At 44.4% G+C, this 19,571-nt stretch carries 16 protein-coding genes; 11 read left to right on the top strand and 5 right to left on the bottom strand.

The features are described 5' to 3' along the window. The first annotated feature begins 128 nt into the window (after positions 1–128). From L0P89_RS07580 to L0P89_RS07555, 6 genes are all read left to right on the top strand, one after another. Positions 129–3,560: a DUF4175 family protein gene (locus L0P89_RS07580; protein WP_235267799.1), complete on the top strand. Its 3,432-nt coding sequence runs from the start codon at positions 129–131 to the stop codon at positions 3,558–3,560. Further along, entirely contained in the window at positions 3,553–3,969 is a 417-nt protein-coding gene (gene ybeY, locus L0P89_RS07575) for an rRNA maturation RNase YbeY (protein ID WP_235267798.1), read from the top strand. Before L0P89_RS07580 ends, ybeY begins: the two co-directional genes overlap by 8 nt. A gap of 4 nt (positions 3,970–3,973) precedes the next feature. After that, positions 3,974–5,842 (top strand): tRNA uridine-5-carboxymethylaminomethyl(34) synthesis enzyme MnmG, encoded by a 1,869-nt coding sequence (gene mnmG / locus L0P89_RS07570; RefSeq protein WP_235267797.1) that lies wholly within the window; start codon positions 3,974–3,976, stop codon positions 5,840–5,842. Positions 5,843–5,920: 78 nt separating this feature from the next. Further along, positions 5,921–6,472, top strand: coding sequence for a hypothetical protein (locus L0P89_RS07565; RefSeq protein ID WP_235267796.1), 552 nt, complete (start codon positions 5,921–5,923; stop codon positions 6,470–6,472). After that, positions 6,450–7,286 carry a class I SAM-dependent methyltransferase gene (locus L0P89_RS07560; RefSeq protein WP_235267795.1) on the top strand — a complete coding sequence of 279 codons (837 nt, stop codon included), beginning with the start codon at positions 6,450–6,452 and terminating at the stop codon, positions 7,284–7,286. Before L0P89_RS07565 ends, L0P89_RS07560 begins: the two co-directional genes overlap by 23 nt. A gap of 230 nt (positions 7,287–7,516) precedes the next feature. Beyond that, positions 7,517–8,023 carry an OmpH family outer membrane protein gene (locus L0P89_RS07555; protein WP_235267794.1) on the top strand — a complete coding sequence of 169 codons (507 nt, stop codon included), beginning with the start codon at positions 7,517–7,519 and terminating at the stop codon, positions 8,021–8,023. 49 nt (positions 8,024–8,072) lie between these two features. On the opposite strand, the gene L0P89_RS07550 is transcribed toward L0P89_RS07555, so the two are convergent. Beyond that, the gene (locus L0P89_RS07550; RefSeq protein WP_235267793.1) at positions 8,073–8,471 is read right to left on the bottom strand and encodes a DoxX family protein; all 399 of its coding nucleotides are present in this window, start codon (positions 8,469–8,471) and stop codon (positions 8,073–8,075) included. A 15-nt stretch (positions 8,472–8,486) separates the two neighbouring features. Next, positions 8,487–9,638 (bottom strand): DNA polymerase III subunit delta', encoded by a 1,152-nt coding sequence (holB, locus tag L0P89_RS07545; RefSeq protein ID WP_235267792.1) that lies wholly within the window; start codon positions 9,636–9,638, stop codon positions 8,487–8,489. Between the two features lie 132 nt (positions 9,639–9,770). On the opposite strand from holB, the gene L0P89_RS07540 reads away from it, so the two are divergent. From L0P89_RS07540 to L0P89_RS07530, 3 genes are all read left to right on the top strand, one after another. Continuing rightward, on the top strand, positions 9,771–10,961 hold the full coding sequence (locus tag L0P89_RS07540; RefSeq protein ID WP_235267791.1) for a phosphoglycerate kinase: 1,191 nt from the start codon (positions 9,771–9,773) through the stop codon (positions 10,959–10,961). A 122-nt stretch (positions 10,962–11,083) separates the two neighbouring features. Continuing rightward, a complete protein-coding gene (locus L0P89_RS07535) occupies positions 11,084–12,703 on the top strand; it encodes a LysM peptidoglycan-binding domain-containing protein (protein WP_235267790.1) in 1,620 nt (539 codons plus the stop codon). A gap of 10 nt (positions 12,704–12,713) precedes the next feature. Continuing rightward, complete coding sequence (locus L0P89_RS07530; RefSeq protein WP_235267789.1) at positions 12,714–13,697, top strand: DUF4837 family protein; 984 nt, start codon at positions 12,714–12,716, stop codon at positions 13,695–13,697. Between the two features lie 60 nt (positions 13,698–13,757). On the opposite strand, the gene L0P89_RS07525 is transcribed toward L0P89_RS07530, so the two are convergent. From L0P89_RS07525 to tatA, 3 genes are all read right to left on the bottom strand, one after another. Continuing rightward, positions 13,758–13,928 carry a DUF6747 family protein gene (locus L0P89_RS07525; RefSeq protein WP_235267788.1) on the bottom strand — a complete coding sequence of 57 codons (171 nt, stop codon included), beginning with the start codon at positions 13,926–13,928 and terminating at the stop codon, positions 13,758–13,760. Positions 13,929–14,190: 262 nt separating this feature from the next. Next, positions 14,191–16,557 carry an OmpA family protein gene (locus tag L0P89_RS07520; RefSeq protein WP_235267787.1) on the bottom strand — a complete coding sequence of 789 codons (2,367 nt, stop codon included), beginning with the start codon at positions 16,555–16,557 and terminating at the stop codon, positions 14,191–14,193. A gap of 250 nt (positions 16,558–16,807) precedes the next feature. Continuing rightward, positions 16,808–17,002, bottom strand: coding sequence for a twin-arginine translocase TatA/TatE family subunit (gene tatA, locus L0P89_RS07515; protein WP_313790949.1), 195 nt, complete (start codon positions 17,000–17,002; stop codon positions 16,808–16,810). 162 nt (positions 17,003–17,164) lie between these two features. On the opposite strand from tatA, the gene L0P89_RS07510 reads away from it, so the two are divergent. Together L0P89_RS07510 and L0P89_RS07505 are read left to right on the top strand one after the other, a co-directional pair. Then, positions 17,165–18,034 carry a M23 family metallopeptidase gene (locus L0P89_RS07510; RefSeq protein ID WP_235268006.1) on the top strand — a complete coding sequence of 290 codons (870 nt, stop codon included), beginning with the start codon at positions 17,165–17,167 and terminating at the stop codon, positions 18,032–18,034. A gap of 4 nt (positions 18,035–18,038) precedes the next feature. Further along, positions 18,039–19,541: a GH3 auxin-responsive promoter family protein gene (locus L0P89_RS07505; RefSeq protein ID WP_235267786.1), complete on the top strand. Its 1,503-nt coding sequence runs from the start codon at positions 18,039–18,041 to the stop codon at positions 19,539–19,541. The last annotated feature ends 30 nt before the right edge of the window (positions 19,542–19,571 follow it).

The raw sequence follows: 19,571 nt of genomic DNA, 5'->3' as shown, positions 1-19,571 counted from the left end.
TTCCCTGTGAAAAGTATCGAGAACAGGGCTTTCGGTAGAAAAGGATATTCTAGATGCCATTTTTCTACGAAAAATCACTCGAATCGACGTGGTTTTATTTGATTGCAACAATTTAAAGATAGCGCATTTTGGGCAGTTACCATAAGATACTTGACAAGCTGAACGGCTTCGTTTCAAAATACTACCGCAAACTATTGGTAAAGGGCCTACTGTTGTTTTTTGCATTCGGACTGCTCTTCTTCTTGGCCGCACTTTCTTTGGAGTATTTTCTGTGGATGGGTTCTACGGCACGATTGCTAGTATTGGTCATGGTCGTGGTTTTTGAGGCCTTCTTGCTCTATCGTTTCATTCTTACGCCCCTGTTTTATCTGTTTCGGATTAAGAAAGGCATCTCAAACAAAGAAGCCTCATTGCTCATCGGAAAACACTTTCCGCTTGTCGATGATAAGCTTTATAATCTGCTCGAACTCGCCGAAGATGAGGAAAGATCTGAATTGTTGCTGGCCAGTATCGAGCAACGTTCGCACCAGCTCGACACCGTGCCCTTTGTGCAGGCCATAGATTTCAAGGAAAACCTCAAGTATGCGAAATACGGACTCATTCCCTTGGTGCTCATTGCCCTCATCGGGTTGACGGGCAATCTCAAATCGTTTTTTGGCTCTTACGAGCGCGTCGTCAATTATGATTTGGCCTATGAGCCGCCCGCTCCGTTTCAATTTCAATTGCTGAACGATGAGCTCAGGGTGTTTGATGACCAGCCCTTGTTGGTACAGATGATGACAGAGGGGAAGATTCAGCCCGAAGATGTGTACATCGTGGTCGATGGCCAACAATGGTTGCTGCAAAAAACGGAGGGGGTCTTCGAACACCGGTTCGCGGCCCCGGTAAAGGCGGCCGAGTTTTATTTTTCGGCCAACGGATATCGCTCGCGAGCCTATACCATCATCAGCCTGCCGACCCCTTCGTTACAAGATTTTGAGCTGCACCTTCAGTACCCTACTTATACGGGCAGAACACCAGAGGTCTTGAAGGGAACGGGCAATGCAACAATTCCCGAGGGCACCGAGACCATTTGGAAGATTACGGGAAAGAACACCGAACGCATTGACCTTCATTTGGCCGATACGCTGTTGGCCTTTGGGCGTAACGGCGATGCTTTTTCATTGGGCAAACGCATTTACAAGAATCTTGATTATGGCCTTTCGACCAGCAATGAAAATGTCAAGAACCACGAGTTTTTGGAGTATAGCTTCAAAGTAGTGCGCGATGCAAGTCCACAAATAAAGGTTGAACAGGCCTTTGATTCGCTAAACCTTAATGAATCGTATTATTCAGGTCAAGTGTCAGACGATTATCTGGTCGATAAGATTCGGGTGGTTTGCTCCCCAAAAGAAAATCCCGAGCAAGTACAAAGACTGGTACTGCAACGGCCCAAGAGCAATGTGCAACAGTTTTTTTACACCTTCCCTTCAGGATTGGACGTTGAGCCCGGCAATGAGTACCAATTGGTATTTGAAGTGGTCGACAATGATGGGTTACGAGGGGGAAAAATCGCCAAGAGCCAAGTGTTCAGTACCATACTGTATTCTGATAATGAACTGAAAAACAAAGACTTGGAGTTTCAGGAGTCGGTTTTGGACAATTTTGACAAATCCCTTGAAAAACTTCGGGAGCAAAAGAGCGAGCTAGAAAAGATCAACGAAAAACAGAAAGAGCAAAAGGGCCTGGACTTCAATGACAAGAACCAGATCAAGAACTTTTTACGCAAACAGCAGCAGCAAGAAGACATGATGCAAAAGTTCAGTAAACAGCTCAAAGAAAGTCTTGACAAGCAAGAAAAAGATGATGCGCTGAACGAGTTGCTGAAAGAGCGATTGGAGCGTCAGGAAATGGAGGCCAAAAAGAACGCCAAACTGCTCGAAGAGCTGAACAAAATAGCCGACAAGATAGAGGAAGACGACCTCAAAAAGCGTCTTGAAGAACTCAGCAAGCAGCAGGGCAAGAACCAGCGTAACCTCGAACAGCTTTTAGAGCTCACCAAAAGGTACTATGTGACCGAAAAGGCTTCACAATTGGCACAGGAGTTGGCAAAGCTTGCAGAGCGTCAAGAGATGCTTTCTGAATTGAAATTGGGAGAAGATTTTTCCAATAAGGAACAAGAGAAGCTGAATGAAGACTTTGAAAAGCTGAGTGAAGAGTTGGACGAATTGCAAAAAGACAACCAAGACCTGAAAAAGCCCCTAGACCTTGAGATTGACGAGAACAAGCAAGAAGGGGTCAAACAAGACCAGCAAGACGCCTTGGAAGAGATCAACAAGCACCAGGGCATGGAAGAATCGTCTCAAGACCAGGAGCGGCAGAACGCCCAGAACAATGCCTCACAAAAGCAAAAGTCGGCGGCACAGAAGATGAAGGAGATGAGCGAGAGCCTGCAGCAGGGCGCCTCGATGGGCGGTGGTTCGTCAATCACTGAAGATGCTGAAATGCTACGACAGATACTTGATAATCTGGTGATATTCTCCTTTAAACAAGAAAGCCTTTTTGATCGTGTTGAACAGGCGAATATTGATGTCTCCAATTTCTCTGAAACGGTACGCGAACAAAAAGAACTGCGAAACCTTTTTGAGCATGTTGATGATAGCCTTTTTGCCTTATCGCTGCGCCGTGCAGAACTATCTGAATTTGTGAACGAACAGGTCACCGAGGTATACTATAACATTGACAAGTCGTTAGAGAGCATTGCAGAGAACCAAGTATATCAAGGGGCCGCCTATCAACAGTATGTCATCAATGCCGGTAATGCGCTGGCTGATTTTTTGGCCAATATCTTGGACAATATGCAGATGAGCATGCAGCAAGGCAGTGGTTCCGGACAAAGCGGCAGTGACTTTCAATTACCCGATATCATTCAGGGCCAAGGGCAATTAAATGAAAAGATGGGGCAAATGGGCCAATCGGGCAAGGGAGAACAAGAGTCGCAATCTGGGGAAAAAAGCGATGGGCAACAAGAGGGCCACGGAGAAAAAGAAGGGGGCAAGAAAGGAAACCAAGAAGGTCAAAACGGAAAGGATGGCAAAGACGGCAAGAACGGGGGGGATGGAGAAAATGGCCAGAACGGGCAATCGGGCGATGGCATGAGTGAAGAAGAGCTGAAAGAGATTTATGAAATATACAAGCAACAACAGTTGATACGACAGCAGCTAGAGCAACAGTTGCAAGACATGATCAACAAATCTGACCGGGATCTGGCCAAGAAATTGGTACAGCAAATGGAGAATTTTGAGAATGACCTATTAGAAAACGGTATCACAAGGCGAACGATGAACAAGGCAAATTATATTCAGCACCAGTTGTTGAAATTAGAGAACGCCACCTTGAAACAGGGCGAAAAAAAGGAACGGGAGAGCACCACAAATACCGACCGCTATAAGACCCCCATTTTGACCAAGCCAGAACTGTTCAAGAACAACGAACAGGAAATCGAGATTTTAAACCGACAAGCCTTACCTTTGCGGCAAGAATACCGTAGAAAGGTACGGGAGTATTTCAAAAATGATTGACTTCCATTTTGAGAATGACTTTCAACTTGATAAAGACAAGTATTCCGATTGGTTGAGTAGGGTAATTAGATCGGAGGGATTTCAATTGGGAGATTTGGCATACGTTTTCTGCGATGATGAGTACCTCTGGAACATCAATATGCAGTATTTGAACCATGACACCTACACTGACATTATCACTTTTGATTACTCCTCTGGTAAATTGATAGCGGGCGACATTTTCATCTCTGTTGAGCGGGTCGACGACAATGCGGCAGACCATAAGGTCGGTTTTGAGAATGAGCTACAGCGCGTGATGTGTCATGGGGTATTGCACCTTATGGGCTATAATGACAAGAAGGAAGATGAGGTGCGTGTGATGCGCCGCAAAGAAGACGAAATGATCAAGATGTTCCACGTGGAACAATAGGGCTATGTTTGAGAAAGAATACGATATAATTGTGGTTGGCGGTGGCCATGCGGGAGCTGAGGCAACTGCGGCGGCGGCCAATATGGGGTCCAAGACACTTTTGGTCACCATGAACCTACAGACCATAGGGCAGATGTCCTGTAATCCGGCCATGGGGGGCATAGCAAAAGGCCAGATCGTTCGGGAAATTGATGCGTTGGGAGGCTACAGTGGTATTGTTACTGACCGTTCGGCCATTCAATTTAAGATGCTGAACAAATCTAAGGGTCCGGCGATGTGGAGTCCGCGTGCGCAGAACGACCGTATGCGTTTTGCGGAAGAATGGCGGTTGCTATTGGAGCAGACCCCGAATGCCGATTTCTACCAAGAAATGGTGTCAGAGATCTTGGTGGAAGGGAACAAGGTGGTCGGTGTGCGCACCTCATTGGGCATTGACATTCGCGCCAAGGCCGTGGTCTTGACCAACGGTACCTTTCTCAACGGATTGATACATATTGGGGAAAAGCAGTTTGGAGGTGGCCGTGCGGGCGAAAAGGCCGCTACGGGCATTACTGAACAGCTGGTCGATTTCGGTTTCGATAGCGGGCGAATGAAAACCGGAACCCCGCCCAGGGTAGATGGCCGTTCACTTGACTATTCGAAGATGACTGTGCAGCCCGGTGATGAAAATCCTGAGCGGTTCTCCTATTTAGAGACCCCGACATTGCAGAGACAACGCGATTGCCATATGACCCGCACCAGCGCATTGGTGCACGATCTTCTGCGTGAAGGCTTCGACCGCTCCCCTATGTTCAATGGTAGGATCAAAAGTATCGGTCCGCGGTATTGCCCATCGATCGAAGATAAGATCCATCGTTTTGCTGATAAAGATTCCCATCAGATATTCGTAGAGCCGGAGGGATGGAACACGGTAGAGGTATATGTAAACGGCTTCTCTACCTCGCTTCCGGAAGACGTACAATATCGCGCCTTAAAATCGGTTTTGGGATTTGAGAACGTGAAGTTCTTTAGACCTGGATATGCCATCGAGTATGATTATTTTCCGCCTACCCAATTACGGCACACGCTCGAAACAAAGCTCATTGACAATTTGTATTTTGCGGGGCAGATCAATGGTACAACGGGCTATGAAGAGGCGGCCTCGCAGGGCCTTATGGCGGGCATCAATGCACACCTTAAGATCAAAGGCAAAGAATCGTTTATTTTAAAGAGAGACGAGGCCTATATCGGGGTATTGATCGATGATTTAATTACGAAAGGCACAGAAGAGCCCTATCGCATGTTTACCTCACGGGCAGAGTACCGAACCCTATTGCGGCAAGACAATGCAGATTTGCGCTTGACCCCTAGAAGTTTTGAATTGGGTTTGGCCACAGCGGAAAGAATGAAAAAAATGGAGAAAAAAAAGAAAAAGTCACAAGATTTTATCAATTTCTTCAAAAAAACGAGCTTCAATCCTGAAGAAATAAATCCGATTTTAGAAGAATTGAATTCCGCGACCGTCAAACAATCAGATAAATTGTTCAAGGTTTTTTCACGGCCGAAAGTGACCATGAACCATATGCTACAATTAGCATCAGTCTCTTCTTTTGTGGCGGAGAACGAATTGCAGAACGATGTACTTGAGCAAGCAGAGATTCAGGTGAAGTATTCAGGCTATATCGAAAAGGAAAAATTAAATGCGGATAAGTTGCATAGATTGGAGGATGTTCGCATCCCTGAAAACTTTGATTATGCCAAATTAAAGTCCCTTTCTTTTGAAGCTAGGGAAAAACTGCAGGCCATACGGCCAGTTACGATTGCCCAGGCTTCCCGTATCAGCGGGGTTTCGCCCGCCGATGTCAGTGTCTTACTGGTATTTCTCGGTCGATAGGCCTTAAATGTTCCACGTGGAACATTTGATTTTTGGCCTGGTTTTTGTGTTTTGTTCCGCAACCGGACCAAAACCAAGATGAAGCACTTTTTACCCTTGTTGCTCGGAGTTTTTTTGCTCAACAGCTGCATTCCCATCCGTATAGCCCCAAGCATTTCTGACTACAAGGTCACCAAAGGAAAACGGTTTAAAAGAGGACTTCCCAAAAAAACCGTATTTGTTTTTGAGGATTCAAAACAAGCGGGGGAGTTTTACGACTACATAAACACGAAGTATCAGCTCGATGATTATTATGTGGATGTACAGGTGCCCTTTGCGGTTGAGGGCGACGACTATTATTTTTCCTTTTATGAAGTTGAAATAAAAGATAAAACGCTGAACATGTTTCCTGCGCTCTTCAATGCCGTGATGAACGAAGCGTTGGGAAGTGAGGAAGAGGAGTATATCAGCGGGAACGATATTTTGGAAAGACAAAACTGGTACATTGCCATAGAAGTCTTCAGCGATTCAGAAAAAGATTGCCTCCATAAAGACTCCCCCTCACGGAAACAGGTTTTGGCGTATCTTCGAGACCTGAAAAAAGAATATCTAGCGACCCACAATTACAATGAAGTCTTATTTAAGGACTAAAGATTTTTCAGTCTCGAACGAGCTGTTCGATTTGTTGCACGATGAGGCATCTGATATGTTGATTACAAGTCCGCAGCCTGAAAATATTTCCGCCTACTACAATAGTGAATCCTATATTTCCCATTCAGACAGCAAAAAGACAATTTTCGATAAGCTATATTTCTTGGTCAAGGGCCGCATGCTTTCAAAAAAGGTCAAATGGGTCGAAAAGTGGTGCGGGAAGAAAACATCGTTGCTCGACATCGGAGCCGGATCTGGTGATTTTGTAAAGGAAGCCCAAAAAGGTGGTGGGTCGGTAATGGGAGTAGAGCCCAGTGAATTTGCCAGAAAAAGAGCAATGGAAAAAGGAATTTCACTGGTCGCTGATATAAAGGCTCTTGAAGAAAGAAAGTTTGAGGGCATAACCCTGTGGCACGTATTGGAGCATCTTCCCGAGCTGGAATCCCAGATCGAAACGATTTCAAAATTATTGGGGGCCAACGGAACCCTTTTTGTTGCCGTGCCCAATTTCAGATCGTTTGATGCAAAATATTATGGAGCGTTTTGGGCAGGATATGACGTGCCAAGGCACCTATGGCATTTTTCGCAAAAATCAATAGCTGACCTTTTTGCCAAACAGAACATGAAAGTGGCCAAGACCATTGCCATGCCCTTTGACGCTTTTTATGTTTCCATGCTCTCAGAAAAGTACAAAGGAAATTCTTTTTGGTGGTTTGCTTTTTTCTGGGTTGGGCTATGGTCAAACCTGAAAGCTTACTTTTCAGGGGAGTATTCTTCACTGATTTACGTTTTGCAGCGAAACAAAACCATTTAAAAGGGTTTGAGGGATGTTCTCTATGGTGGCTGGTTAAATGTCACACCGTGGTAAAAAGATGGCTCAGAAACGATTATAGAGCACCAAAAACAATAAATTTTGATGATTAAAGGACAGCTTAACTATAGATTATATTTATCTAAAGTTCTAACACCATAATTTATATTCCCTTTCCGAACAAGCTCATTCAAAAAGCTTTTCTATTTTTGCGCCATCTTAAAAAAAGAACAATGAAAAAATTAGCCATAGGCCTTTTCGTGATTTTGGCAGCTGCCTGCCAGCAACAAAAAATTGGTTATGTCAATACCGTCGAATTGCTTGATGGATACCAAGAAAAAATTGATGTCGAGACACGTTTCAATACCAAGCGGAGCGCATTCACCAAAAAACGTGATAGCATCTCGCAGGCCTTTCAGCTAGAATTGCAAGATTTTCAGACAAAGGCCCAAAAGATGTCACAAAAGAACGCCCAAGAAGAATACAATCTCTTGCAACAAAGAGGTCAGTTTGTAGGGCAGCAATTGCAACAAGAAGAGCAGCAACTGCAGCAGACGAGCCAGACAGAGATCGATAGCATTGTCAGCAAGGTCAAAAATGAGATCAAGGCTTTCGGCAAGGCAAACGGCTATGCCTATATCTTGAGCGGCGGTGATGGAGGTGCCGTGCTTTATGGTAATGATGCCGATGACTTGACCGATAAGGTGCTAAAGATTCTGAACGATAAATACAAGAAGTAATACTCTTGACCGTTTTTATAAAAGCCCTTTTCTTTCGAATGGGGCTTTTTTATTGCAACAAAAACAACAGAAAAGCAGCGGGCACGAGGTAAATGACAATCGTTTTGGCCCCCTCGTAATCTTTGGCCACTCGTTGCCCAAGTAAGAGCATCAATAGCGAGATACAGGCCAAAAGTGCCCCGTAGAAAGCAAAACCTCCGTTATCGTGCAACAAAAGGTGCACCGATCCTACAAGTGACAAAAGACCGGCAGCAAGTTCCATGACCGTGATGATGCCCAATAACAAAGGAACACTGTTTTTGAAGGGCGATTTGGAAAAATGCCCTTTCAGCCACGAAAGATTCCCTCCCCAATCCGTTACCTTATCGATTCCACTTTGTAGAAAGACGATGATGATGAAAACAAGCAAAATGGTCTCTGTGGCATTTTCAAAAAAGTGTAGGTGCATTATTTATGGTCATGTTTAGGCCGCTTTCACATGTAAAAGACGGGTCAGTTTTATTGAAAGATCGGTGAAGATGAGTTTAGAATTACCGTTGCGTTCGACATGGTAGAGCGCATCTTCAAGCTCTGACATGATGTTCTGAATGTTCTTCTCATGAACAAAGGGGGCGAATTTCTTTAGTTTGAATCCGTCCATATGTATCTTCAAAAACACCAGTTCTTCGGCACCATAGTTGAGCATCAAGGCCTGTTCCATGGCAACTAGGCAATACTTCAAAAACTTTTTTTGTACCTCTCGCCCGGTTTTGGAAACTTCTTCGCTCCATAAAATCAATTCATGAACGGCAGCCTTGTTGCCCTTGGCTTTAAAGGCACTGCGCACCCACTGTACAAACCATTTCTCGAAGACAAGATCTTCTGAGTCTTTGTTCATCAGATCGAGAGCCTTGTTGAAGTTTCCCTGGGCCTCATGGGCAATGGTATGGGCTTCCTCATGGGTCAATCCCCTTTTGATGAGGGCTTGGGCGATGACCTCTGCAGGCAACGGGGGGAAATGCAAAACTTGGCAACGCGAACGAATGGTATTGATGATTTGCTCCTCGTTTTCAGCAATGAGCAAGAGCACTGTTTTATCAGGAGGTTCCTCTATGAGTTTCAAGAGTTTGTTGGCGGCCGGGGTGTTCATCTTCTCGGCCATCCAAATGATGAGCACTTTATAGCCCCCTTCATATGATTTCAATGAAAGCTTTTTGACGATATCATTGGCCTCATCGACCCCGATCTGTCCTTGTTTCTTTTCGATGCCCACATGGCGGTACCAATCGAATAGGTTTCTATAGGGCTCTTCTTTTAGAAATAGGCGCCATTCGGTCAAAAAAAGATCACTGACGGCATGCGATTTGACCTTGTCAGAATTGGCCACGGGGAAGGCAAAATGCAGGTCAGGATGTATCAATGAATCACATTTGGCGTTACAAGCGGCATTGCCATTCTGGTTCTCACCCCCAGAATTTTGGCACAATAGATATTGGGCATAGCATAACGCCATGGGCAAGGTGCCGCAACCCTCGGGCCCTACGAACAATTGTGCATGGGCAATGCGCCCATTATCGACCGTGGTCACCAGGTGATTTTTGATATGGCTTAGACCCAGAACCTCTGAAAACCGCATGTGCCAAAGATACGTTTTTTGTGTACTCGACAAATTTGGGGCGCTTTTGGTCGGCTATCCATAAAACTACTGTGGTTGCCTTGTCTCCACCCTTTGAAATCTTTACATTTGGCGAGCAATAAACGCATAACAATGAAGACAATCGATGATTTTAATTTTGAGGACAAAAAGGCACTGATCCGGGTAGATTTCAACGTGCCTTTAGACGGTGATTTCAATGTGACCGACACCAGTCGTATCGAAGCGGCCAAGCCCACTATTCTAAAAATTCTGGAAGATGGCGGAAGCACCGTGCTTATGAGCCATTTGGGTAGGCCCAAGGGCAAGGTGAATCCAGATATGTCGCTTGGCCACATTCAAGAAAAAGTATCAGAGATCATTGGTGTCGAGGTGAAGTTTGTCGATGACTGCATTGGTGATAAAGTTTCTGAGGCGATAGAGGCTCTTGAAACCGGCGAGGTATTGATGTTGGAAAACCTTCGGTTTTATGCCGAAGAGGAAAGTGGCGATAAACCTTTTGCAGAAAAGCTTTCAAAAAATGGTGATGTTTATGTGAACGATGCCTTTGGTACGGCGCACCGGGCACATGCTTCGACTACCATAGTGGCTGAATTTTTTCCAGAAAGAAAGTGTTTTGGTTATTTGCTGGCGAGAGAGATCAAGGCCATTGAGAAAGTAATGCAAACCGGTGAAAAACCAGTAACGGCCATTTTGGGCGGAGCCAAGGTATCTTCGAAAATCACCATCATTGAAAATATATTGGACAAGGTCGATAACCTTATCATCGGCGGCGGAATGACCTATACCTTTGTCAAGGCGCAAGGGGGGCAAATAGGCGATTCTATTTGTGAAGATGACAAAACCGATCTGGCCCTTGATATTTTACGACAAGCTGAAGAAAAAGGGGTTGCCGTGCACCTGCCCATTGATGTGGTAGCTGCCGATGCTTTTGATAATGCCGCCAACACCAAGGTAGTTGACGTCGACAAAATTGCCGATGGATGGCTGGGCTTGGATGTGGGTCCGGCTACTTTGGAAAATTTCAAAAACGTCATCTTGGGATCAAAGACCATTTTATGGAACGGCCCGGTAGGGGTCTTCGAAATGGAGCGCTTTGCAAAGGGCACCGTTTCAGTCGGAAACTTCGTTGACCAGGCTACCCAGAACGGAGCGTTTTCACTGGTGGGCGGCGGTGACTCTGTCGCAGCGGTAAAACAGTTTGGCTTTGAAGACAAGGTAAGCTATGTCTCTACCGGCGGAGGCGCCATGTTAGAGAGTCTTGAGGGGCGAACATTACCGGGCATAGCCGCAATATTGGACTGATCTTAACGTTATTAAACGAGTAGGGGTCATTTACCGCATAAGAAAGGGTTTTTGACCCCTAAATTTTTGTAATTCAGAAAAAAAGATCAATTTAGTTAGCCCCATGTCAAATTGATGACCCAATGAACCAAATAACCAAAATCCTCTTTTTTGTCCTTTGTCTTGTCATGACCGATGTTTTGGCTCAAGAACCAATGGCACCCATTGAGACTGCCGTTGAGCCGACCGTGGCAACTGATTCTATTTCCAATACAGAGATCGTACCGCCACTTGACCCCAAAAAACTCGATGGGGCGATGGTTGAAATCAAAGATTCTGAAAAGGGAACCATTAAATTGGCCGACCATCAAGAAGCGTATCGCTATGACAGCCTTTGGTTACGTGAACTGTATAAAAATGCGGCCCTCTTCACAGAAATGTACGACGAGGTGGCCAATCAAAAAATCGAAAGTGAAGAAGTGGTTTTGATAGACCTGCCCACCGATACACTGAAATCGAGATTGGAACGATTAAATGAAAAAACCCCTTTTAATATTGCGTACAATCCATCATTGGAAAGTGTCATCAAATCGTTTTTGACAAGAAAGCGTGGTTTGATGGAGCGTATGATGACGGCCAGCCAGTTCTATTTTCCGTTGTTTGAGCAAGAGTTGGACAATCACAATATTCCATTAGAGATAAAATACCTGTCCATTGTAGAATCGGCCTTGAACCCAAGGGCGAGATCCAGAGTAGGGGCCACAGGACTGTGGCAGTTTATGTACAGCACAGGAAAGATGTACGGCCTTGATGTCAGCAGTTATGTCGATGAGCGAAAAGATCCGATTGAATCGACCACGGCGGCCTGTAAATACTTGGCCAAGCTGTATGATATTTTTGATGACTGGGATTTGGCTTTGGCGGCCTATAATTCAGGCCCTGGCAATGTGAACAAGGCTATCAGACGTTCTGGAGGATATCGCAATTATTGGAACATCAGACCCTTTTTGCCACGTGAAACGGCAGGGTATGTGCCCGCTTTTTTGGCGACGATGTACATTTTTGAATACGCCGAAGAACACGGATTGAAACGGGTGAATGCCGAGCGGCCCTATTTTGAGACCGATACGGTACATATAAAGAACATGATCAGTTTCGATCAAATCGCAAAGGTGGTCGATATCAATATGGAAGAGCTTGAGATGCTGAATCCGTCCTACAAACTGAAAATTATACCGAAGGTTAAGGGCAAGACCTATGTGCTGCGATTACCCAAGGCGAAAATCGGAAAATTCGTCAACAATGAAGAAGCCATTTACGCCTATGCCAAGAAAGAATTCGATGCATCTGAAAAACCATTGCCCCAATTGGTAGAGGCGAAGAACAAAATACGGTATAAGGTAAGAAGCGGCGACTATCTGGGCAAGATCGCCCAACGTTATGGTGTTGGCGTGAGCCAGATCAAACGATGGAACGGCTTGCGCAGCAACAACCTAAGAATCGGCCAACGGCTGACTATTTTTCCGCGAAAACCTTATGTGGCCAAGACCGCAACGGCAAAGAAAAGTGCCGGCAAAACAGCTTCCCCAACCGCTGTGGCGAATAACGCGAAAGTGCATACGGTACAAAAGGGTGACTCACTTTGGACAATTTCTAGAAAGTATCCTGGTGTTTCCATTGAAAATTTGCGAGAATGGAACGGTATTAGTGGTAACAATCTAAAACCGGGCACAAAATTGAAATTGTGCGATTGTTCTTCGTAAATTAGGCACCATGAAAAAATTTTTGGGGACACTATTCTTGACCGGCCTGTTACTGGCCGGCATTTCATGTAACGACAATTCTAAAAAACAGAAATTTCTGCCACCCTCTACGGGCAGCGTCAATTCATTGATGGTGGTCATGAACACCGATTTGTGGCAAGGTGAGGTCGGCGACCGCATTCGTGAACATTTTGCCGCAACCGTGGTCGGGCTCCCCTGGGAAGAGCCATTGTTCACCATTACACAATTGCCGCCAAAGGTTTTTCGCGGTGCGGCCTTGGAATCTCGGTCTATATTGTACGTTCTCAGAGATTCTGCCGCAATGGCCTACGTAAGCAATGATGTATATGCGAAGCCCCAACGGGTAACCGTGGTCAAAGGCCCAAACAATGAAGAGCTGCTACAAGGCCTTGACAGCATAGCCCAAAAGGCCATGATGGCCTATAGAGATGTTGAAATCAGCGAAGCACAGAAACGTTTTACCCGCTCATTGAACAAAGAAAAGGCCCTTGAAGAACAATTTGGTATCAAATTGACCATTCCTTCCGTATATCGTGTGGGGAAAGAAGAAGATAAATTTGTTTGGCTCGATAGGCAGATACAAAAAGGTACCATGAACATTATTGCCTACGAAATGCCCATGAGCAGTTTGACAAACGACTCCACCTTTGTACAAGATATTGTCAGAATGCGTGATTCGATTGGTGAAAAGTACATACCCGGGCCAAATAAGGGCACGTATATGATCACTGAAAAGGTTTTTGCCCCATATGTGTTTCCTGCTGAAGTGGCCGGCAAAAAAGCGGTAGAGGTACGTGGAATATGGGAGATACACGGCTATCCGATGGCAGGTCCTTTCTTGACCTATATCATCAACGATAAGAAGAACGATCGGAGATTGGTATTAGAGGGCTTCACCTTTGCCCCGGCTACCGAAAAACGCGATTACATGTTTGAGCTGGAGGCCATTCTGAAGACCTTGGCCGTTCCATAAAATTTTAATAAAAAAGGGCCCATACAAGGGCCCGTTTCATTCTTTCTGCATTAAGATTTATCAATCAAAGGCAAAGCCTGTGGAAACCCTAAAGATAAACGCATAGAGCACCACAAAGAACATGATGAAACAAAACCACGAAAACACTTTGAAGTATTTTGTGATCAAAATATTTCCCAGGTTTCTGAACGCCTCTAAATAAATCTCTTTAACAAGTATAAATTTTTTCATAGACACCATTTTAATTGAACACTGAAATAAAGTTCTCCAAATACATGGCCAAATTGAAAAAAGTGCGATAAATGACTTGAAAAATAGGTATAGCGGCGGTTGCGGGCATCTATCGTCCACAAACGGTATTTCCGGTCAGATGAACAGCATCAACACCATTGACCGTTTATCGATGAATTGTGGCATTCAGGGGCATTTGCGATTACCAAAAAACCCTGACGTTTAGGGTCAGGGCTTGTAGGGTTGGTCAGTTTAGCAGAGATCACATATCGACGATGATAAACTCTGATCGTCTGTTCTGCTGGTGTTTTTCTCTTGAACAACGCACCCCATCGGTACATTCGTTCAACGGTTGTTCTTCTCCATAACCCACGGCGCTGGCTATTCTGGATGCATCGATGCCTTTCGATATCAAATAGTCACGGGTAGATTTTGCCCTTTTGTCCGACAGATATTTGTTATAGGCACTCGGACCAAACTTATCGGTGTGCGATTCAATTTTAATGACCATGGTCGGATATTGCTCCATAATCTCGACCAATTTATTGAGTTCTTCTGCCGCATCGGTTCTGATATATGATTTGTCGAAGTCAAAATGTATCATATCGGTCTTCAACTTCTTGACACCATCTTCAATGGCGATCATCTCTTTCAATCGTTTCATGCCAACATCAGACGTCACAAGTTCATTGTCCAAAGTAGAGACCGACTGTTCTTTTTCAAAGAATTCGTCCTTTTTTACACGCACCATGTATTGGGTGTTGCCCTCAAGATCTTCGAACAAAAAGGTACCATCTTCACCGGTAACGGCTTCAGCAAGCTTGATGTTGTTCTCATCCAACAATTCGACAAGGGCACTGGGCATGACATCGCCGGTGATCAATTCGGTCACGGTGCCTGTGATGGCATTCAGGTTTACTGCTTCTTCGGGCTGTAAACGTTTGAACGAGTAGATATCATCATCTCCCTTGCCCCCTTTTCGGTTTGAGGCAAAATAGCCTTCTTGGGTTTCCTCGCGAATGATAAATGAGAAATCGTCAAGGCTACTGTTGATGGGTTTTCCCAAATTCTTGGGCATGTCGAAACCGGTATCGGAACGAACGGCCTCAAAAATATCCAATCCGCCGAGACCAATGTGTCCATCCGAAGAAAAATAGAGCTTTTCATCGTTCACAAAAGGAAACATCTCACGCTCTTTGGTATTGATCTCTGGGCCCAGGTTTCTAGGTTCTGAGTAAGTGCCGTCATCATTCACATCAACGACGAAAATATCGGTCTTGCCAATAGTGCCCGGGCGATCTGATACGAAGTACAGTAATTTACCATCTGGGCTCAGAGCAGGGTGTCCGGTCGAAAACTCATCACTGTTGAACGGCAATTCTTTGGCTTGTGTCCATTCTCCATCGATTAGGTCAGAACGATAAATTTTTAGATAATTGATTTTTCTACTGCCCCAAATAACCTTTTTGCCCTTGGTATTGTTTCGGGTAAAAAACATGGTCGAACCATCAGGTGAGAAGGTCACCGAGGCCTCATGATATTTGGTATTGATTTTTTTTGACAACTTTTTTGATTCGTCAAGGGTCTTTGATCGTTCATTAATCTTTGCCACATAAAGGTCGAGATAGGGCTGGTTGTTCCATTTATACCGCCTGGTATTTAAAAACCCTGAATCTTTTGCCGAAGCGTATACCATTTTGTCTTGACCGTAGAACATGGGTGAGAAATCAGAGTACCTAGAGTTGATGGCCAGATTTTTGACCTCGGTTTCTTCAGTATTGCCCAAGATCTCATCAAGAACGGTCTCACGTCTTTCTGCTATGTTCCGTGAAGTGTGCCGACCTTCTTCTTTTAGGCGTTTTTTGTATAGGCGCATCATTCGCTTCGCCCTACCGTACTTGCTGTTTCCCTTTAGGGCATGGGCATATTTGAACAGGTTGTCCGATGTGATTTCATCTTTGTGGTTTTCATACAGCATATGGTACCAATGATGGGCTTTTTCCATATTCGAGTTGAAATAATGTGAATCACCTGCACGTTGCAACACCTCTTTTGAGTGCAATGCTGCATTCTTTTCAAGAGCAAGGTCGTAGTATTTGGCCGCTTCTTTATACCACATCATATCGTAGTACTCATTGGCTCTTTTGATCAACTTGGCTTGGCCGTTCGCAACAGGGACTTTAGCCTTTTCAACTTTTGTGTCGTTATCTTTTTCAATGATGAGCACCCAAAGCTCACCATCATATTTGCCCTGTAGGCCCGAATCATAATCGGCCACGGCATCATTCCAATTGGTGTGGTGGTTTACACAGACATAGCTTAAACCCTCTTTCTGATTGGTAATGAAATGGGCGTGCAGTCCCCTCTTGTTCAGGTCTTTTATAAAACGATCGCGGTATTTTTTTTTGGAGTAGGTATTGGCAATGAGATAATAGCCCGCTGGGGCCCCTTTGATCTTCGAAAAAGTCTTGGTCTTGATATCGGTTCTTTCGGGCTCATTTTGTTCACCCATATCTTCTTCAAACACAGAAGCGGCCATGGTCTGATAGGCTGCGTTGAGTTCTTGTGAGAAGGTATGGTACGGTAAGAGCACCAAGGCCGTGATGACCGTAATAACTAGTTTCCTCATTATATCCCTATGGATTGATACTAAAACCTGGGGCATGTGCCATGAAATCGGCAAAAAACAAAATGCACATTACCACATTGGTTATAACGACAAAAGTACCCTGAATGGCATTGTCGGCTAATTTTTTGTTGTGAAAGGATGGATTTACAGCATGAAACGGCAAAATGTGGTGTTTTTTACCGATAAGACCACATCTAGACTGGCAAAAGGCAGGTTTTGGTAGAAGGAAAAAGTAAGAAAAAGCTGAGGTTTAAGAGTCGGTTTCCTTTTTGCCCTCCAACTTTTCATCTTCTTTGGAAGCGTCTTTAAATTCTTTGATACCGCTACCAAGGCCCCGCATAAGTTCAGGGATCTTTTTTCCGCCGAAAAGCAAGAGCACCACGACCACGATGAGTACAATCTGCCATGGTCCCAACATACCGAGAAAAATATTCTGAGCAATCATAGTATTCATTTGAATTGATAAAAGTACTAAAAAGTAGCTATAAAGTCTGTATGCTCTTAACGAAAGTTACGAAGTATAATTGTTTTTGACGCCCAAATTCATGGTTTTCATAAAACTTTCACAATCATGGCGGTAAATGGGCATTACCATTATCTTTGCACCATGGCCAAGAAGGGTAAAAAGCGCAAGGAGATAAAGAGAAAGCTGCTTCATAAGTACCGTCTCGTCATTTTGAACGAAAGCACCTTTGAAGAAAAGATTTCCTTTAAGCTAAATCGACTGAATGTCTTTGTAACAGGCACTATTTTCATTATTGTGTTGATCGCCCTGACCACCTTGTTGATCGCCTTTACGCCTTTGCGCGAATATATACCGGGCTATTCTTCGACAAAACTCAAAAGACAGGCCACCGAATTGACCTACAAGACTGATTCTTTGGTCACTGTATTGAATTATACCAATCGGTATTTGGAAAATGTCAGAATGGTATTGAGAGGAGACATCGAAAATACCGAGACCAACCGTGATTCACTTTTCGAGAAATACAAACTGGATCCGAATACCATAAATCTGACACCTATCAAAGAAGATTTGGAGCTAAGGGAACAAGTTGAGCTTGAAGATAAGTACAATCTCTTCGAACGTACCGTCGAGGGCACGAGAACCATACTTTTTCCGCCGGTAAGCGGTGAGATTTCACAACGGTACGATGTCAACCAAAAACATTTTGCGGTTGATGTGACCACTCCGAAAGATTCACCCGTGAAGGCCGTTGCCAATGGTACTGTTATTTTTGCAGAATGGACCTCTGACACGGGAAATGTGATCATCATTGAGCACGAAGACGATTTGATTTCGGCATACAAACACTGTGGTTCACTGAACAAATCGCAAGGCGAACATGTCAACGCTGGTGAGGTGGTGGCCTCTGTGGGCAATACCGGTGAACTTACTACTGGGCCACATCTTCATTTTGAGCTATGGAAAGATGGAAAACCCATTGACCCCCAAGACTATATAGACTTTAACTAGCACTATGTCCTTAAAAGCTTTTGCCGCAAAAGTTTTTGCCAGATACGTACACTTTAAAAATTCTCGGTGGGTCGATAATCCGGTCTTGGCCCAAGAGAAGGTATTCGAAAAGCTTCTCAAAACAGCTGTCAATACTGCTTTTGGGAAAGACCATGGTTTTGGTGAAATAAAATCACAAGAAGATTTTGCACTGAGGGTTCCCATACGCGATTACGAGCAATTGAAACCTTATGTAGAAAGGGTCAGGCACGGGGAAAAGAATGTATTGTGGCCCGGCAAGCCCATCTATTTTGCCAAGACATCGGGCACGACCTCTGGGGCAAAGTATATTCCTATCACCGGGGCATCGATGAAATACCAGATCGAGGCCTCTCGCAATGCGATACTCAGTTACATTCATGAGACGGGTAACTCCAGTTTTGTAAATGGGAAAATGATTTTTCTACAGGGTAGTCCAGAGATGGAAGAAAAAAACGGCATCAAGTTCGGACGACTTTCGGGCATATCGGCCCACTATGTCCCCGATTATTTGCAAAAAAACCGCTTACCGAGTTGGGAGACCAACTGTATCGAAGATTGGGAAACCAAAGTAGAGGCAATTGTAAAAGAAACGGTGAACGAGAACATGACCGTGATTGCGGGCATACCCTCATGGGTACAGATGTATTTCGAGCGGTTAAAGGCAAAAACAGGCGAGAACATAGGCGATTTGTTCAAAAACTTCCAATTGTTCATCTATGGCGGGGTGAATTATGAGCCCTATCGTTCAAAATTTGAGGCGTTGATGGGCAGAAAGGTAGACAGTATTGAGTTGTTTCCGGCCAGTGAGGGATTTTTTGCCTATCAAGACTCACAAACTGAAAAGGGAATGCTTTTATTGCTCGATTCAGGTATTTTCTACGAATTTGTGAGAGCAGATGCGTTTTTTGATGAAAACCCGGCCCGTTTGACCATTAGAGATGTAGAGTTGGGGGTTGACTATGCCATGGTCATTTCTACAAATGCAGGACTGTGGGCCTATAACCTAGGAGATACCGTTCGGTTTATTTCAACAAACCCCTATAGGGTCGTGGTTTCTGGAAGAATAAAACATTTCATTTCGGCTTTTGGTGAGCATGTTATTGCCAAAGAGGTTGAAGAGGCCATGCAAAAGGCCATAGAAAAAACAGGTGCACAAGTAAACGAGTTTACGGTGGCCCCACAGACAGATCCAGAAGAAGGTGAACTGCCCTATCACGAATGGCTTGTCGAATTTGAGAAAACACCGCATGATTTGGAAGCGTTTGCCCAATTGCTCGATACTTCGATGCAGCAACAGAACAGCTATTACTTTGATTTGTTGGATGGAAAAATTCTTCAACGTCTAAAGATTACCAAAATCGGTAAAGGAGGGTTTCAAGAATATATGAAATCAATCGGCAAGTTAGGGGGTCAGAACAAAGTCAAAAGGTTGGCCAATGATCGGGAACTTGCTGATGGGCTATCGCCGTTCAAATTGCAGAAATGATATACAAATCTAAGTATTTGGTGTACTTTT

Source organism: Muricauda sp. SCSIO 65647 (assembly GCF_021534965.1).
In the GTDB taxonomy this organism is placed as follows: Bacteria; Bacteroidota; Bacteroidia; order Flavobacteriales; family Flavobacteriaceae; genus Flagellimonas_A.
Note: the sequence above shows the minus strand (reverse complement) of the source record. Positions and strands in the feature narration are given on the sequence as shown.

What these genes read in the sequence shown, in the direction of transcription:
- ybeY (WP_235267798.1), top strand. Translation starts at nt 3,553, where the DNA reads ATGATTGACTTCCATTTTGAGAATGACTTTCAACTTGATAAAGACAAG.
- mnmG (WP_235267797.1), top strand. Translation starts at nt 3,974, where the DNA reads ATGTTTGAGAAAGAATACGATATAATTGTGGTTGGCGGTGGCCATGCG.
- L0P89_RS07565 (WP_235267796.1), top strand. Translation starts at nt 5,921, where the DNA reads ATGAAGCACTTTTTACCCTTGTTGCTCGGAGTTTTTTTGCTCAACAGC.
- L0P89_RS07560 (WP_235267795.1), top strand. Translation starts at nt 6,450, where the DNA reads ATGAAGTCTTATTTAAGGACTAAAGATTTTTCAGTCTCGAACGAGCTG.
- L0P89_RS07555 (WP_235267794.1), top strand. Translation starts at nt 7,517, where the DNA reads ATGAAAAAATTAGCCATAGGCCTTTTCGTGATTTTGGCAGCTGCCTGC.
- L0P89_RS07550 (WP_235267793.1), bottom strand. Translation starts at nt 8,471, where the DNA reads ATGCACCTACACTTTTTTGAAAATGCCACAGAGACCATTTTGCTTGTT.
- holB (WP_235267792.1), bottom strand. Translation starts at nt 9,638, where the DNA reads ATGCGGTTTTCAGAGGTTCTGGGTCTAAGCCATATCAAAAATCACCTG.
- L0P89_RS07540 (WP_235267791.1), top strand. Translation starts at nt 9,771, where the DNA reads ATGAAGACAATCGATGATTTTAATTTTGAGGACAAAAAGGCACTGATC.
- L0P89_RS07535 (WP_235267790.1), top strand. Translation starts at nt 11,084, where the DNA reads ATGAACCAAATAACCAAAATCCTCTTTTTTGTCCTTTGTCTTGTCATG.
- L0P89_RS07530 (WP_235267789.1), top strand. Translation starts at nt 12,714, where the DNA reads ATGAAAAAATTTTTGGGGACACTATTCTTGACCGGCCTGTTACTGGCC.
- L0P89_RS07525 (WP_235267788.1), bottom strand. Translation starts at nt 13,928, where the DNA reads ATGAAAAAATTTATACTTGTTAAAGAGATTTATTTAGAGGCGTTCAGA.
- L0P89_RS07520 (WP_235267787.1), bottom strand. Translation starts at nt 16,557, where the DNA reads ATGAGGAAACTAGTTATTACGGTCATCACGGCCTTGGTGCTCTTACCG.
- tatA (WP_313790949.1), bottom strand. Translation starts at nt 17,002, where the DNA reads ATGATTGCTCAGAATATTTTTCTCGGTATGTTGGGACCATGGCAGATT.
- L0P89_RS07510 (WP_235268006.1), top strand. Translation starts at nt 17,165, where the DNA reads ATGGCCAAGAAGGGTAAAAAGCGCAAGGAGATAAAGAGAAAGCTGCTT.
- L0P89_RS07505 (WP_235267786.1), top strand. Translation starts at nt 18,039, where the DNA reads ATGTCCTTAAAAGCTTTTGCCGCAAAAGTTTTTGCCAGATACGTACAC.